Source organism: Paraburkholderia terricola, assembly GCF_900142195.1.
In the GTDB taxonomy this organism is placed as follows: domain Bacteria; phylum Pseudomonadota; class Gammaproteobacteria; order Burkholderiales; family Burkholderiaceae; genus Paraburkholderia; species Paraburkholderia terricola.
This window is the reverse complement of the sequence record NZ_FRAB01000020.1, coordinates 13551-29114: the sequence shown is the minus strand read 5'-3', so window position 1 is coordinate 29114 and position 15564 is coordinate 13551. Positions and strand designations below refer to the sequence as shown.

The 15564-nt window shown below is 63.4% G+C and carries 17 protein-coding genes and 1 pseudogene; 13 read left to right on the top strand and 5 right to left on the bottom strand.

Annotated features, from left to right (window positions below):
• Window positions 1–143: 143 nt before the first annotated feature.
• The 6 genes from BUE39_RS18360 (at window position 144) to BUE39_RS18335 (ending at window position 6911) form a co-directional block, all read left to right on the top strand.
• Window positions 144–983, top strand: a complete 840-nt coding sequence (locus BUE39_RS18360) for a MetQ/NlpA family ABC transporter substrate-binding protein (RefSeq protein WP_073430154.1) — start codon at window positions 144–146, stop codon at window positions 981–983.
• Window positions 984–1025: 42 nt separating this feature from the next.
• Window positions 1026–2432 carry an LLM class flavin-dependent oxidoreductase gene (locus tag BUE39_RS18355; protein ID WP_073430153.1) on the top strand — a complete coding sequence of 469 codons (1407 nt, stop codon included), beginning with the start codon at window positions 1026–1028 and terminating at the stop codon, window positions 2430–2432.
• A 13-nt stretch (window positions 2433–2445) separates the two neighbouring features.
• Window positions 2446–3603 (top strand): methionine ABC transporter ATP-binding protein, encoded by a 1158-nt coding sequence (locus BUE39_RS18350; protein ID WP_073430152.1) that lies wholly within the window; start codon window positions 2446–2448, stop codon window positions 3601–3603.
• Window positions 3596–4252: a methionine ABC transporter permease gene (locus BUE39_RS18345; RefSeq protein WP_073430151.1), complete on the top strand. Its 657-nt coding sequence runs from the start codon at window positions 3596–3598 to the stop codon at window positions 4250–4252. The genes BUE39_RS18350 and BUE39_RS18345 overlap by 8 nt, the downstream gene beginning before the upstream one ends.
• Window positions 4253–4312: 60 nt before the next feature.
• Window positions 4313–5515 carry an acyl-CoA dehydrogenase family protein gene (locus BUE39_RS18340; RefSeq protein WP_073430150.1) on the top strand — a complete coding sequence of 401 codons (1203 nt, stop codon included), beginning with the start codon at window positions 4313–4315 and terminating at the stop codon, window positions 5513–5515.
• Between the two features lie 67 nt (window positions 5516–5582).
• Complete coding sequence (locus BUE39_RS18335) at window positions 5583–6911, top strand: Nramp family divalent metal transporter (protein WP_073430149.1); 1329 nt, start codon at window positions 5583–5585, stop codon at window positions 6909–6911.
• Window positions 6912–7056: 145 nt separating this feature from the next.
• Here the strand turns inward: BUE39_RS18335 and flhC are convergent, their stop codons facing one another.
• The 4 genes from flhC to BUE39_RS18315 form a co-directional block, all read right to left on the bottom strand.
• Entirely contained in the window at window positions 7057–7626 is a 570-nt protein-coding gene (gene flhC, locus BUE39_RS18330; RefSeq protein WP_073430148.1) for a flagellar transcriptional regulator FlhC, read from the bottom strand.
• A gap of 14 nt (window positions 7627–7640) precedes the next feature.
• Window positions 7641–7961 (bottom strand): flagellar transcriptional regulator FlhD, encoded by a 321-nt coding sequence (flhD, locus tag BUE39_RS18325; RefSeq protein ID WP_073430147.1) that lies wholly within the window; start codon window positions 7959–7961, stop codon window positions 7641–7643.
• Window positions 7962–8652: 691 nt separating this feature from the next.
• Window positions 8653–9189, bottom strand: coding sequence for a GNAT family N-acetyltransferase (locus BUE39_RS18320; protein WP_073430146.1), 537 nt, complete (start codon window positions 9187–9189; stop codon window positions 8653–8655).
• Window positions 9190–9272: 83 nt separating this feature from the next.
• Window positions 9273–10130: a helix-turn-helix domain-containing protein gene (locus BUE39_RS18315; RefSeq protein WP_244143178.1), complete on the bottom strand. Its 858-nt coding sequence runs from the start codon at window positions 10128–10130 to the stop codon at window positions 9273–9275.
• Between the two features lie 152 nt (window positions 10131–10282).
• Here BUE39_RS18315 and BUE39_RS18310 point away from each other — a divergent pair, with 152 nt between their 5' ends.
• From BUE39_RS18310 to BUE39_RS18290, 5 genes are all read left to right on the top strand, one after another.
• Entirely contained in the window at window positions 10283–10651 is a 369-nt protein-coding gene (locus BUE39_RS18310; RefSeq protein WP_073430144.1) for a nuclear transport factor 2 family protein, read from the top strand.
• A 28-nt stretch (window positions 10652–10679) separates the two neighbouring features.
• Window positions 10680–11030, top strand: coding sequence for a hypothetical protein (locus BUE39_RS18305; protein ID WP_235004897.1), 351 nt, complete (start codon window positions 10680–10682; stop codon window positions 11028–11030).
• Window positions 11031–11106: 76 nt separating this feature from the next.
• On the top strand, window positions 11107–11568 hold the full coding sequence (locus BUE39_RS18300; RefSeq protein WP_073430143.1) for an RbsD/FucU family protein: 462 nt from the start codon (window positions 11107–11109) through the stop codon (window positions 11566–11568).
• Window positions 11569–11711: 143 nt separating this feature from the next.
• Window positions 11712–12143, top strand: coding sequence for a DoxX family protein (locus BUE39_RS18295; protein ID WP_073430142.1), 432 nt, complete (start codon window positions 11712–11714; stop codon window positions 12141–12143).
• Window positions 12144–12207: 64 nt separating this feature from the next.
• Window positions 12208–12480 carry a hypothetical protein gene (locus BUE39_RS18290; RefSeq protein ID WP_073430141.1) on the top strand — a complete coding sequence of 91 codons (273 nt, stop codon included), beginning with the start codon at window positions 12208–12210 and terminating at the stop codon, window positions 12478–12480.
• Window positions 12481–12619: 139 nt separating this feature from the next.
• Here the strand turns inward: BUE39_RS18290 and BUE39_RS18285 are convergent, their stop codons facing one another.
• A complete protein-coding gene (locus BUE39_RS18285; RefSeq protein ID WP_073430140.1) occupies window positions 12620–13924 on the bottom strand; it encodes an MFS transporter in 1305 nt (434 codons plus the stop codon).
• A gap of 401 nt (window positions 13925–14325) precedes the next feature.
• Between BUE39_RS18285 and BUE39_RS18280 the strand changes: the two are divergent.
• Both BUE39_RS18280 and BUE39_RS18275 read left to right on the top strand, forming a co-directional pair.
• Window positions 14326–14751, top strand: a pseudogene (locus tag BUE39_RS18280) (response regulator transcription factor); the annotation flags it as partial.
• A 320-nt stretch (window positions 14752–15071) separates the two neighbouring features.
• On the top strand, window positions 15072–15560 hold the full coding sequence (locus BUE39_RS18275; protein WP_073430139.1) for a hypothetical protein: 489 nt from the start codon (window positions 15072–15074) through the stop codon (window positions 15558–15560).
• The last annotated feature ends 4 nt before the right edge of the window (window positions 15561–15564 follow it).

Here is a 15564-nt window from a genome sequence, read left to right as displayed (position 1 = left end):
ACTGGCGCTTCCTGTCACTGCCACGCGCGGGCTAAGCCGCGCGTCGCGGATTTCCGTTGCCCGATGTTCTCCGGCATGCGTCGCCGCGTGCCGTTGGACCGGCTCGCCTCAAAACCGATACGTCACGACTTTACGAGTTCACCATGCGCATTTCTCTATCCACATTGCTGCGCTCTTTCAATGCGCCGGCTCGCACGCTTTTCGGCGCATTCGGTCTCGCGCTGGCGTTGTCCGCCACGTCGGCATTCGCGGCGGATGTGCCCACGCTGAAGATCGGCACCGCCACCAGCCCGCAAATCGAGGCGCTCAAAGTTGCCGCGCGCGAAGCCAGGGAGCAGGGACTCGACGTCAAGATCATCGAGTTCACCGACTGGAATACGCCGAACGCGGCGCTCGCCAACAAGGATATCGACGTCAACTACTTCCAGCACATTCCGTTTCTGGAGAACGCGAAGAAGCAGGGCGGCTATAACTTCGTCGCGATCGCGCCGGGCACGATCATGAAGATCGGCCTGTACTCGAAGAAGATCAAGCGCTTCGACGAATTGAAGAACGGCGCCACGGTCGCGATCGCCAACGATCCGGTCAATGGCGGCCGCGGTCTGTTGTTGCTGCAACGCGCCGGCCTCATCAAGCTGACGCCGGGTATCGACTATCGCGCCACGACGCTCGACATCATCGACAACCCGAAGCATCTGAAGATCGTGCAGCTCGAAGCGTCGCAACTGGCCCGTTCGCTCGACGACGTCGACCTCGCGCAAGGCTACCCGAGCTTCATCAAGCTCGCGGGCACCACCGATCCGAATAGCGCGCTGCTGTTCGACGGGCTGGAGAACAAGAACTACGCGATCCAGTGGGTCGTGCGTCCGGAAAGCGCGAACGATCCGCGTATCCGCAAGTTCATCGCGATCTATCAGCATTCGCCGGCCGTGCGCGCCGCGCTCGACAAAGCCTTCGGCACGCTTTACGCCGTCGCCTGGTAACGAAAGCGGTTAGGCGTGGCCGGAACAGAAAGGAGCCGCACGATGGCGAAGAAAAAGATTCTGCTGAACGCGTTCAACATGAACGCCGTCGGTCATATCAATCATGGCTTGTGGACGCATCCGCGCGACCGCTCCGCGCATTACACGGATCTCGACTATTGGACGAGTCTTGCGCAAACACTGGAGCGCGGCAAATTCGACGGCATCTTTCTCGCGGATATCGTCGGCGTCTACGACGTTTATCAAGGCGGCCCGGACACGCCGTTGCGCGAATCGGTGCAGATTCCGATCAACGATCCGTCCCTGATCGTCCCCGCGATGGCGCACGTGACGCAGCATATCGGTTTCGGCGTCACGTCGAATCTGACCTACGAGCCGCCGTATCTGTTCGCACGCCGCATGTCGACGCTCGATCATCTGACCAGGGGCCGGGTGGGCTGGAACATCGTCACCGGCTATCTGGACAGCGCGGCGCGCGGCATGGGGCTCGCGCAGCAGATCAGCCACGACGACCGCTACGATCGCGCCGACGATTACATGGACGTGGTCTACAAGCTGTGGGAGCAAAGCTGGGAAGACGATGCGGTGGTGCGCGACCGCGCGGCGCGCATCTTCTCGCATCCCGACAAGGTGCATCGCGTGAAGCACGACGGTCCGTATTATTCGATCGACGCCATTCATTTGAGCGAGCCGTCGCCGCAACGCACGCCGGTGCTTTACCAGGCGGGTTCGTCGAGCCGGGGTGTCGATTTCGCGGCACGTCACGCGGAATGCGTGTTCGTCGGCGGGCAGAACAAGCCGCTCACGCGCTCCATTGTCGACGACATCCGCGCGCGCGCGGTGAGCTACGGGCGTGCCGCGGACGATATAAAAATCTTCGCGGGCATCACGGTTGTCGTCGGCGAAACGGAACGCGCGGCGCGGGAGAAGTTCGACGAGTACCGGCGTTATGCGAGTGCCGAAGGCGGCCTCGCGCATTTCTCCAGTTCGACCGGCATCGACTTCTCGCAATACGAGCTGGACGAGCCGATCTCGTATGTGAAGACCGAGTCGATGCAATCCGCCGTCGAAGCTATTTCGAAAAAGAGCGTGAGCGGCGTGTGGACCAAGCGCAAGGTACTCGAACAGATGACGCTCGGCGGCCGCGCGAAACCGGTGGTCGGCTCGCCGCAGCAGATCGCGGACGAACTGGTGTCGTGGATCGAGGAAGCGGGTGTCGACGGTTTCAATCTGACACGCACGGTGATGCCGGAATCGTTCGAGGACTTCGTGAATCTGGTCGTGCCGGAGTTGCAGAACCGCGGCGTCTATAAGGAAGATTACGATGCCGCGCCGACGCTGCGCGAAAAGCTGTTCGGCGCCGGCCGAGCGCGGCTGCCCGACGTGCATGCCGGCGCCAGGCATCGGCGTCATGCGCGACACCACCTGCCGAGCGCAGTGAATGCCTGAGAGGAGCGAAGCAATGGCTAATCTATTCGACGTGCCGCAGTTCATTGAAGACGCGCCGTCCCTCGCATCGAATCCTGGTTCGCATCAGGCGACGCGAGCCGCCGTCGTATTCGACGACGTAGGCAAGACCTTCACTCATGCACGCGGCGTGCCGACTGCGGCGCTGTCGAACGTTACGCTGAACGTGGCGCACGGCGAAGTGTTCGGCATTATCGGCCGCAGCGGCGCGGGCAAGTCGACGCTGCTGCGGCTCGTGAACGGGTTGGAGAAGCCGAGTTCAGGCAGCGTGCGCGTGAACGGCGTGAGCGTCGGCGAACTCGACGAACGCGGCCTTGTTACATTGCGGCGGCGCATCGGCATGGTGTTTCAGCACTTCAATCTGCTTTCCGCGAAAACCGTGCGCGAGAACATTGCGTTGCCGCTGAAAATCGCCGGCACGCCGAAAGCGGTGATCGACACCAAGGTCGACGCGCTGCTCGAACTGGTCGGCCTGTCCGCCAAACGCGACGCTTATCCGGCGAGCCTCTCCGGTGGTCAGAAACAGCGCGTCGGCATCGCGCGGGCTCTCGTCACCGATCCTGAGATTCTGCTTTGCGACGAAGCCACGTCCGCACTCGATCCCGAAACGACGCAGGCGATTCTCGCGTTGCTGCGCGATATCAATCGGCGGCTCGACCTCACCATCGTTTTGATCACGCACGAAATGCAGGTGATTCGCGAAGTCTGCGATACGGTTGCCGTGATCGAGCGCGGGGAAGTGGTGGAAAGCGGACCGGTGTGGCGCGTGTTCGGCGATCCCCGGCACGATGCGACGCGCGCCTTGCTGCGCACGCTGGTGCACGACTTGCCCGCGGATCTCGCTGAACGCATCAAGCCTTTGCACGACATCGCGCACGCCGATGCGCGGATTCTGCTCGACGTGCGTTTCACCGGAGCCGATGCGCGCGAGCCGGATCTCGGCGGGCTGACTTCGGCGCTGAGCGTCGAAGGCGGGCGCGTGAGCTTCGTGCATGGCGGCATCGACAGGATTCAGGGGCATGCGCAAGGGCGTCTGGTCGTGTCCGCGCAAGTGCGCGCGAATGCGCACGGCACGATTCAAAAGCAGATCGCGACGCTCGTCGAGCGCGCGCGCGGCTACGCCAATCACGTCGAGGTGCTTGGCTATGTCTGATCTCTGGCTCTCGGAACTCGCGGACGCGATTCGCGACACCGTCGTGATGGTCGGCGTCTCCGCGTTCGTCGCGGCGTTGGCCGGCATTCCGCTGGCGCTGGTGCTGGTGACCACGACACGCGGCGGCATCTTCGAAAAGCGCGCGGTGAACAGCACGCTCGGCGCGCTCGTCAACGTGTTCCGCTCCACGCCGTTCATCATTCTGCTGGTCGCGCTGCTGCCGTTGACGCGCTTGCTGATCGGCACGACGATCGGCGTATGGGCCGCGATCGTGCCGCTCAGCATCGCGGCGATTCCGTTTTTTGCGCGCGTGGCCGAAGTGAGCCTGCGCGAAGTGGACCGCGGTTTGATTGAAGCCGCGCAGGCGATGGGCGCGCAACGGCGTCACATCATCTGGCACGTGCTGCTGCCTGAAGCGCTTCCCGGCATTCTCGGCGGCTTCACGATCACGGTGGTGGCGATGATCGGCTCGTCCGCAATGGCGGGCGCGGTCGGCGCGGGCGGCCTCGGCGATCTGGCGATCCGTTACGGCTATCAGCGTTTCGATACCACGGTGATGGTGACGGTGATCGTATTGCTGATCGTCATCGTGACGGCCGTGCAGTTCGTCGGCGACCGCTTCGTGCGACGGTTGGCGCAGCGCGCGTGACGGCCGGACCGCGCTTATGATGCTTGCGTCGCTCGTCAAACCTTTTCACGTGGACATTGCATGAACGAACCCCGTCATCCCGAGGCGCTGCAAACGCAGCAGGCGTGCGCCGCGCCCGTGGTGCGCGATCTCGCCGGCTTGCTCGACGCATTGCGCGCCAGCGCCGCGCAGCGCGATCGCGACGGCGGCCACGCAGCCCAGGAAAAACAATGGATCGCGGACGCGGGACTGCTCACGCTTGCCGTGCCGCGCGAATTCGGCGGGCTCGGCGCGCGCTGGCCCGACATCTACGAGACGATTCGCAAGATCGCGGCGGTCGATAGTGCGCTGGCGCATCTGTTGGGCTTTACCTGCTTGCAGGTGGTCAGCGTCAATGTATGGGGCAACCCCGAACAACGCGCACGCTATCTGGGCGGCACCGTGGAAGGGCGCTGGTGGTGGGGCAATGCGGTCAATCCGCTCGACACGCGGCTCGTCGCGAGCGCGAGCGGCGACGGCGGCTTTCTTCTCGACGGCCAGAAGGGCTTTTGCTCGGGCACGCGCGGCTCGCGGATGATGACCGTCTCCGCGCACGATCCGGCCAGCGGCAAACCGGTGTTCGCCGTGGTGCCGACCACGCGCGAGGGCATCGCCGTCCACGAAGACTGGAATCCGATCGGTCAGCGGCAGACCGACAGCGGCAGCGTGTCCTTCGCGCAGGTCAGGGTCGAGCCGCATGAGGTGCTCGTGCGCGCCGATACGCCGTATGCGAGTTTGCGCACGCTGGTTTCGCAGCAGGTGTTGATCAATCTGTTCGTGGGCATCGCGCAAGGTGCGCTCGAGGAAGCGCGCGGCTACGTCAATCAGCATGGCAAGCCGTGGATCAGCTCCGGCGTCGACAAGGCCACCGACGATCCTTACCTGATCCAGCGTTTCGGCGAGATGCGCCTGCAAGCGGTGAGCGCGGAAGCGCTGGCGACCCGCGCCGCTTATGCACTCGAGGACGCGTGGCAACAAGGTCCGGCGCTTTCCGCGGAAGCCCGCGCGCACGTCGCGCTCGCCACGTCGGAGGCGAAAATCCTGGCGCATCGCGCCGCGCTCGACGTCAGCGAAAAACTGTTCGACGCCTGCGGCGCTCGCGCCACGCATGCTCCGCTCGCGCTCGACCGGTTCTGGCGCAACGCTCGCGTGCATACGCTGCACGATCCGCTCGACTATCGTGTGCGTGACGTCGGCCGTTATGCACTGAGCGGGACATTGCCGGAGGTTTCTTTGTACACTTGAGGCGGTTCGCGGCGGCCGTCCCCGTTATGACGCGCCGCGGTTTATCCCCCTTCAAGAGATTGCCGACTTGCAGTTCAAACTCCCGACTACCGCAACGGCGCCGTTTTGCCCATCCGAGGTGCAAGGCTCGGTCGCCGTCTCGCAAGGCGCGCCTTTCTGGAAAAAAATCCTGCAATTCGCCGGCCCCGGCCTGCTCATCTCGATCGGCTACATGGACCCGGGCAATTGGGCCACCGATATCGAAGCCGGATCGCGCTACGGCTACAGTCTGCTGTTCGTCGTCATGTTGTCGAGCCTCGCGGCGATGGTGCTGCAATGCCTGAGCATGCGACTCGGCATCGTCACCGGGCGCGATCTTGCGCAGTTGTCGCGAGAGCGTTATTCGCCGGCCGTGGCGCGCGTTCAATGGCTGCTCGCCGAGGTGTCGATCGTGGCCTGCGATCTGGCCGAAGTGCTCGGCGGCGCGCTCGCCTTCCATCTGCTGTTCAAATGCTCGCTGACCACCGGCGTCTTGCTGACCGCGTTCGATACGCTGATCGTGCTCGGCCTGAAGGGCAAGAACTTCCGCGACCTCGAAGCGATCATGCTCGGCCTGATCGCGACCATCGGCGTGGGGTACGTCATCGAATTGGCGCTGGTGCAGCCGCACTGGCCGTCGGTCGCGCAAGGGTTGATTCCGTCGTGGGAGGCGCTCAGCAGCCGCGAGCCGATGTATCTCGCGATCGGCATTCTCGGCGCGACCGTGATGCCGCATAACCTCTACCTGCATTCGTCGATCGTGCAGACGCGCGCGGTGAAGCGCGACGCCGCGAGCATCGGATCGGCGATCGGCATGTCGCGCATCGATACGATCGTGTCGCTGGTGCTCGCGCTGCTGATCAACATGGCGATCCTGATTCTCGCCGGGGCGGCGTTTCATGCGACCGGCCACGATCAGGTCACCGAGATCGAAGACGCTTACACACTGCTCGCGCCGATCGTCGGCACCGGTTTGGCGGCGGTGTTGTTCGCCGTCACCTTGCTCGCCTCGGGACAAAGCTCGACCTTTACGGGCACGGTGGCCGGGCAGGTCATCATGGAAGGCTTTCTGAACCTGAAAATTCCGTGCTGGCAACGGCGCTTCATTACGCGGGCGCTCGCCTTGATCCCCGCGCTGATCGGCGTGCAGATGATGGGCAACGGCGCGGTCGGCAAACTGCTGGTCGCAAGCCAGGTGGTGTTGAGCCTGCAATTGCCGTTCGCGCTTTATCCGCTGATCCGCATGACCAGCGACCGTTCGCTGATGGGCGAATTCGCCAACAAGCTGCCGACGCGGCTACTGGCGTGGATGCTGTTCGTGGCGATCAGCGCGGCGAACTTGTGGCTGGTGGTGCAGACGGTTGGGCTGGTGGATTGAGGCGGTGCCGGGGCGGCTTGAGGTGGTAGCCGTGGTGGTGCCGGTGGCGGTGGCTGTGACAAAAAAAGTCCGCTCGTAACGGCGGACTTTTTTCTCAGGCTTCGCTTCGAGTCGGGCGGACCAGCCCTTCTCGATTCAGTTCGGCTCAGGCGGCTTGCGCGATCTGCGCTGCGTCGAGCGCTTCCTGGCGGGCCGCTGCGGCTTTCTTCGTCTTCCCGGCGCGCGACGGCGGCTGGCACGCGCCGCACACCACGTTGTGTTGCAGGTCGTGCTTGTGCGCGACGAACTTGCCGGTGCAACGGCAGCATTTGGTCAACTGCAGAATGTCGGCGTCGAAGAAACGCACCAGCGTCCAGGCGCGCGTCAAATCCAGCACCGGTTCGGTTTCGCTGTGCTTGCAGTGTTCGAGATACAGCCGGTAGCCCTTGGTCAGCGCATCCAGATGCGAGCAACGCGCTTCGTTCTTCAGGAACAGGTACGTGTTGTAGAACAACGATGCGTGGATGTTCGCCAGCCACGTCATATACCAGTCCGCCGAGAACGGCAGCATGCCCTTGGGCGGCGATACGCCCTTGACCTCGCGGTACAGGCGAATCATGCGGTCGCGCGAGAGCGTCAGTTCGCTCTCCAGCACCTGCATGCGGGCGCCGAGTTCGATCAGCGCGATGGCGCGGAATACTTCTTGTGCGTCTTCCGTTAGGCTACGCTTGAGCATCGCAGTCACCTCGATTAAGCGAACTGCTCGGCGGGCTGGCCCGCAAGCAGGATTGCCGCGTGAGTCGGAGCAACTGCTGCGTGCTTCGTGGTTTGCGTCAACGCCGACAACATGGCGTGGTCGTTGAAGCGGAAGAAGCACAAAAGCTGATCGGAAGCGGCCAGCTTGACGACCTGCGCGAGCGACAGCCCGCCAAGCAGATCGGCCAGTTCCGATGACAGTCCCAGCCGGAACATCCCGACTGCTTTGTCCTCGCGCAACATGCGCTGCGCAAGCATGATGTACGACAAGTTGATCTCGCGGATTGAATCCAGCGTCTCGCTGCTACGGTCCATTTTCTCTGTTTCCGAAGCCCCGAATTACCATGCCGGCTTTTTGCCGTTTTCTCTTTTATGCCTCGCCGGAAACGATGACCTCCGGCTACATGTCTTGATACAGATGGCGACTTTTTGATACATCGCGTTACATTTCGTAACAGCTTGGGACGAATTGTATGAAGGGCAAAACAAGAAATCAATCCCTTCTCGAAAAAATATCGCTAAAAAGATACTTCAATTTCAGGTAATTTTTTCACGGGCTCGTAATAGAAGCCGTTATGCACATTTTTGGGCTGGGGCGACCTTCGTCTGGTCCCTGAAAACCCTTATAGAACAGGACTTGTAAGCTTTCGTCTGAGCACACGATAAGTGTGGGGCGATCTCGCCGATTTAAGCGCGCCTGGAAAAGAAAAAGCAGAAGGGCGAGCTGCTGAGATGTAATAAATACCGCACGTTTTCGGAGGTGGGGGACCAATCACAGATGTAACAGATCGTCGCGGCCCTGGTTACAAACCAGGCCGAGTTTGTAACTTTTTTCGTAACATCCTGGGGCCGGCCGGTCGAACCTGCTCGACTGCGGGGCCGGGAACAGCGGCCGCGTCGGCCGTCCATGACGGGCCGTTCGCCCTGGCCTGGATGTCAGCCGTAGCCGGTCTGTTAGGGCAAGAGGAGGTCAGATCACGCGCCGCCGGTTCGAGACAGCGACGGCTCACATGAACCGCGCCATCAAATCGGCGTCGTGAAATACGCCGTCGACATTCAGCGCGGCGACTTCGCATCCGTATTTCCGAAAGCCGAGCGACTCATAGAGCTTGCGCGCCGTCTCGTTGCGGCTGCCGACCATGAGTTGGACTTGCCGCAAAGCTTCTATTCGCGCCGCACGCGCCAGCAACTCGTCGAGCAACGCGCGCCCAACGCCACGCCCAGCGGCTTCCGGCGCGACGTACATGCCGACCACGGCGGCTTTGTGCCGCTCCTTGTCGCGCGGGTTGCGCCGCATTCCGACCACGCCGACGAGCGGTGCGCCGGCCGATGCGTAAGCGCCCAGCAGAAAATCACCGTCGGCCGCGCGCGAACCTTCCAACATGGCGTCGTGTTGCGCCGCGCCTCTTGCCAGCGCGTCCGCGTAGCTTTGGCCGAATGATTCCGGATGCGCCTTCAGTCCGCGCAGGCGAAGTTCGAAGTAGGCGTCGCGGTCGGCCAGTGCGAGTTGGCGTATCAGCACGGCGTGATTGTTCAAGTGCATCTCCGTGAACGGTTGTTCGAATCGGGTGGTCGTGACCGGCGCGCATTGCCCGGTTTCGGCGGTGTTGCGGGATCAAACCACGACTAAGGCGCCGCCTGGGCGCGCTGGCTTTCGGCAAACTCGCGCAACGCCGCCGCGGTTTGCTGGTCGGCTGGAAAAAACGCTTCGATCGCCAGCTCCGATAGCGTCACGTCCACCGGCGTACCGAATACGGTGGTGGTGCTGAAAAACGACAGCAGCCCGAGCGGCGTGCGTAGCCGCAGCGGCACGGCAATCTGATTGATGGCCGGGTCGGGGTCGATCGCCTGCGCGCCAGGCGGCGCGGGATAGCCCGCCAACTCGTCGCGCAACGCGCTCAGCGTGTCGTCGCCGCTTACGTCGATCTGACGTTGCAGCCGGGCCAGCACGTGTTCCAGCCAGGCATGCCAGTTGACGATGGAAGCCGCGATCCCCTCCGGATGCAAGCTCAGGCGCAGCGCATTGACCGGCGGCTTCAGCAGCTCCGCGCTTGCGCCCGCCACCAGAGGCGCGAGCGCGCTGTTGGCGGCAAGGATGGTCCAGTGACGGTCGATGGCGAGCGCCGGATACGGCTCGTGCCCCTTGAGCACCAGTTCGACGGCCTCGCGCGCGGCGGCCAACTGGGGATCGGTGAGCGGACGCTCACGGAACAACGGCGCATAACCCGCCGCGATCAGCAGCGCATTGCGTGCACGCAGCGGCACGTCGAGCCGTTCCGCCAGATGCATGACCATCTCCCGGCTCGGCACCGCGCGGCCTGATTCGACGAAGCTCAGATGCCGCGTCGAAATATCGGCCTCGGCCGCGAGCAGCAACTGGCTCATTCTTCGCCGCTGCCGCCATTCGCGCAGCAGATCGCCGACCGTGCGGCTGGCCGTCGGCGGAGTCGACGGGGCGGTTTGCGCAAGAGAGAGCGTATTCATGCCAACGATGATAGCCAAACCGCGCTGGCAATCCATTACCTCGCACGTAATCGACGCGCCGCGCGCGAGCCGCCAATCTTCACTCCGAGCCCGCCGCATACAACGTGTTTGCCGAGCGTAGTGCTCAGTCGCTACCCATGAAGGAGTCTGAGATGAATGCGCATACCGATCCGATCGACCGTTATTTCGACGCATGGAATGAAACCGATGGCGCGCGCCGTCGCGAGTTGATCGCCGCGACGTGGGCCGCGGATGCCGACTATCGTGATCCGCTGCTGGCGGGCGCGGGCCACGACGGCATCGACGCGATGATCCGCGCGGTGCATGAACGCTTCCCGCATCACACGTTTCGCCGCACGACCGAGGTCGACGGCTTCGCGAACCGGCTGCGTTTTTCCTGGGAACTGACCACGCCCGCGGGCGAGGCGATCGTCAAGGGTTCCGATTTCGGCGTGGTCGATGCGCATGGCCGCCTGCAGGCGGTCACCGGTTTCCTCGACCAGGTGCCGGCCGCGGCCTGACCGGCGTCATCTTTTCACGGAGACGATCATGCTTGAGCCCGCTGCCGCCACGGCCGTCCGAACCGTCGTCGCGTTCGCGCGCCTGTCGTGCGCCGTCGACGCGTTGTGCAGCGCCATCGCCGGTTTCGCCTTGCTCGCCGGCGCGCGCGCGTTCACGTTCACCGCCTTGCTCGCGTGGCGCGAGCCGGTGCTGGGCGGCGCGGGCCTCGTGCTGCTGGCGCTGGTCGGCTGGCTGCGGTGGCGGTGCGGCGTCTCGCGCGGCTTTGCGCGGATGGACGCAAAGTTGCTTGCTACAATCGATCGCCCGAATGCAATCCGCGGCGCTGTTCCGTTCTCGTCGAGCGCCGGTCGTATCGGCGAGACCCGAACGCGGGCGTGAAGCGGTCGCTGCATAAAGAATCGACTGTTGTTTAAAACCGGGCGGCCAGCCGCCAATCGAACTACAAGGAGACACCGTGCTGAAGAATCTCGACCCGCTGCTGAATGCCGATGTGCTGCATGCGTTGCGCTCGATGGGCCATGGCGACGAACTGGTGATTTGCGACGCGAACTTTCCGGGCGATTCGGTCGCCCGCGAGAGTGTGCTCGGCAACCTGCTTCGCCTCGACGGCGTGAGCGCGCCGCGCGCGATTCGCGCGGTGCTGTCGGTGATGCCGCTGGATACGTTCATCGAACATCCCGCCTCGCGGATGGAAGTGGTCGGCGAGCCGCAGACGATTCCGGCGGTGCAGCGCGAGGCGCAGACCGAGGTCAATGCCGCGGAAGGGCGGGAGGTGCCGTTTGCGTCGATTGAACGGTTCGCTTTTTACGAGCGGGCGCGCAAAGCCTATTGCGTGATCGCCACGGGCGAGGAGCGCGGTTATGGTTGCTTCGTGTTCACCAAGGGCGTGCTGCTTGCGCCGGATGCGCCTCGGTAATCGCCTGCGCTCCAATACAGCGGGCGCCGCTCGGCCCCGCCCGAGCTTGGAAAAGGCGGGTAATGCACATATCCTCAGGTGCAAGGCGGGGAACTGCGGCAACCTGACCGGGTCTGCTGCTTATTCATTTATAGGAGCTTCTCATGGCGCGTCCCGTCGATTCCGGCGTTATCCTCATCGCACGTATCGCCCTTGCCGTGCTGTTTCTGTGGGGCGGTGTGATGAAACTGCTGGGCTATGCGGGCTTCGTCGGCTACCTGCATTCGAAGGGCGTGCCGTTCGTGCAGATCGCCGCGCCGATCGCGACCGTGGTCGAGGCGCTCGGCGGCCTCTTGCTGATCGTCGGCTTCAAGGTGCGTCCGCTTGCCGTGATCATGGCCGTCTATACCGTGGCGACGGCGGTGTTGGGCCACGATTTCTGGAACGTCACCGATCCGGCCTTGCAGCGCGACATGGTGATCCATTTCTGGAAGAACATCGGAATCGCCGGCGGCTTCCTGCTGCTGTTCGTGACCGGCGCGGGCCGTATCAGCATCGACGGCGCACGTGCGCCGCGCGGCGGGCTGGGGCTCTGATACGGGAGCCCGGGCGGCGGGCGCCCGACGCCATCGATTCTGGCTGCAACCAAGGGAGCAAACAATGATTCAGAGTTTCGAGCAAACCATTGGCGGCAAGGTGATGCAGTTGTGCGCGAGCCTCGGCGAAGGGCCCACGCCTCATCGGGTCATCATCAGCCTGGCTGATTCGGCGAAAACACTCGTCGTGCTGGATGCGTCCGGCCTCATCGGCACGCTCAAGGCGGAGATCGAGGAGCCCGACAAGCTGATCGCCGATGCGATCACGAAGGCGCAAAGCGAAGGGCTGATCGAACGCGCGATCGATACCGGCACGATTCAGGAAGCGTCGCTGTAAGCCGCGGCGCGGCGCAGCGGTTCTTTGGCCGCTCCGTCGTGTTGCCGCAGCCTTGCCATTGAAAAACGACCCCCGCAATGCGCGCGCATCGCGGGGGTCGTTTTTTTCACGGGTCAAGTCGCGTCGACCGCCAGCCCGCTCAGCGAGCTTGCGGCGCTGCGTCCTTGATAAACAGCGTGGTCAGTGCGCCGAGAATGCAGATCGCTCCCACATACAGCGGCGCGGCCATCGGATTGGACTTCATCATCAGCGAGACGGCGATCGGCGTGAGGCCGCCGAACACCGCATAGGCGACGTTATACGAGAACGAAATGCCCGAAAACCGCACGACAGGCGGGAACGCCTTGACCATCACGAACGGAATCGCGCCGATCACGCCGACAAACAGGCCGGCCGCGGCGTAGAGCGGCACCAGTGCAGACGTATCGACGGCGAGTTGCTGGAACATCACGTAGTACGTGACCGCCAGCGCGAGTCCGCCGATGAAGATCGTGCGACCGGCGCCGATGCGGCCGGCGATCGAGCCCGCCATCACGCAGCCGATCGTCAGGCACAGCGTCGCCACGCAATTCGCCAGCAGCGCGGTGGCCGGCGCGACATGAAACTGCTTTTGCAGCAGCGTCGGCGTCATCAGAATCACCACGACGATCGCGGCCGACAGCATCCACGTGAGCAGCATCGAGACGATCACGGCGCGGCCGTGGTCGCGCAGCACGGCCTTGAGCGGCACTTCGGCGGCGATCGCCTTGCGCTGCTTGAGTTCGGCGAAGACCGGCGTTTCATGCAGCCAGCGGCGCAGGTAGACGGAGAACATGCCGAACACGCCGCCCACGAGGAACGGCAGGCGCCACGCATACGCGGAGATCTCCGCCGGCGCGAAGTTGCGGTTGACCGCCGAGGCGATCAAGGAGCCCAGCAGGATGCCGGCCGTGAGACCGGCCGTCAGCGTGCCGCATGCATAGCCGATATGCCGCTGCGGCACGTGCTCGGAGACGAACACCCAGGCGCCCGGCACTTCGCCGCCTACCGCCGCGCCTTGCATCACGCGGAACAACAGCAGCAGCACCGGCGCCAGCACGCCGATGCTCGCGTAGGTGGGCAGGAGGCCCATCATCAGTGTGGGCACCGACATCAGCAGCACGCTCAGCGTGAACATGCGCTTGCGGCCGAACAGGTCGCCGAAGTGCGCCATGATGATGCCGCCGAGCGGCCGCGCCAGATAGCCCGCCGCGAAGATCCCGAAGGTTTGCACCTGGCGCAGCCACTCCGGCATCGCGGCCGGGAAGAATAGCTGACCGATCGCCGGCGCGAAAAACACGAAGATGATGAAGTCGTAGAACTCGAGCGCTCCGCCGAGGGCGGCGAGGCCGAGCGTCTTGTAATCGCTGCGCCCAAGAGGGCGTGGGGTGGCAGCCTGCGCTCCACCCAGATTTGTCGCTTGCATTGCTATGTCGTTGTCTTGAATGGTGAGCCACACGTGGCGCGTGGAAATACGGCGGTCGTCGGGCGAGAAGTGTGGTAGGCGCTGGGTAGAGCACGGGACACCGGCGCGCCGGCCCGGATAGGGGGCGCGATGACGACTTTGGCCAGGCGGGGATTTTACAGGATGAAAGTCGCTCGCCTCGGGAAGTGCTTAATTCGATTGAGAAAGTTCCGCGGGGACGGGCGTTTTCGCCACGGAGTTCCGGCTCTGCGCACTGGGAAACGTTGCGGCAGCTTGTAGGAGTTGCGGGATGGAGTTGTCGGGCGGCGTCGATAGATATGTAAATTAGGATTGTTCCTATGGGATGGAACGGGCCTGCCTCTGAGAATCGCGTCCGAGCTATCAGTTAAGAGTCATCCCCCATGCGCATTGCCATTCTTCAGCGTGACCCGGTCATGCGTCAGTCCATCGAAACAGTTCTTCTCAGCGCGGGCCATACGTGCATGGCCTACGATGACGGCCTTGCCATGTCGAAAGCGCTCGCCCGTTCCACCGTGGATCTGCTGGTGCTGGACTGGCACGGCACGCGCCTGTCCGGTGCGGAGGTGCTGAGGTCGGTGCGGGCGGTCGGCGGCGACCGGTTGCCGGTCATCTTCGCCTCGCGGGAGACGTCGGAGGAAAGCATGGTGCGAGCCCTCTCCGGCGGCGCGGACGATTACGTCGCGTTGCCGCTGCGCCCAGCCGAGTTCCGGGAGCGCGTCGGAGCGCTGCTGCGGCGCGCGTATCCCGATCGCTCCAGCGTGGCGAGTTTCGACGTGGGGCCGTACCATTTCGACATTTCCCGTCGCCCGCAAAGCCTTATCCAGCAAGGGCTGTTTAATATTTGTTCAAAATTCGTTCAAAACTCCCAGTGACGATTCGCTGCGCTCGGAGGTGGTCTGAGGCGTTGCCAAGGCCTGATCTGCGAATCTGGTTGGTCTGCGTCGCCGTCCGGCTAAAGTAGCGCCGTGTCGATCTTGATCGGCGTGTTCGGCGACAGTCTGCCGGTGGACGCCGAACACATTGGCAAGCCTTTCTTCCCATGCGTGCCAGAGAAGGGCCTGCCTGACGCGGCTGCTCGGCTCGCCTGTACAATTCCCGCGCTGGTTCACCACCGGGAGAGCGTGAAATGGAGCAGGCTTACGCGGCGATCGGGCGCGCGGTAATCGCGATGCAGATGTTCGAGGTGACTTTCGTGTCGGTCCACGAAGGCTTCAAGATGATCACGGACGAGGTTTATCGCGAGGCGTCGGGCGGCATGATCGACGAGAAAAAATATAAAACGGCATCTGCGAACGTGGTCAAGGCGCTCTCCGATAGAGGGCAGATTGCGACGGATCTGGAGGACCGGCTAAACACCCTGATAGAGCGTCGGAACGAGTTGATGCACCGATGGTTCATGCATCACGGCTGGCCGTGGCCCGAGACTAGCAACGCCGCCGACTATGCACCCGTCATCGAACTCGCAGAGTGGGTCAGGACCGAGGCAAATGCGATTACTCATATGATGGCCGGTTACATGGTGCAGCACGCGCATCCCCAGGTGCACGAGGAAGACTCTGATGCGTACCGCCAAGCGATGGTCGAACTTTTCCACAAGCTACACGTGCAGGAGTAGACGA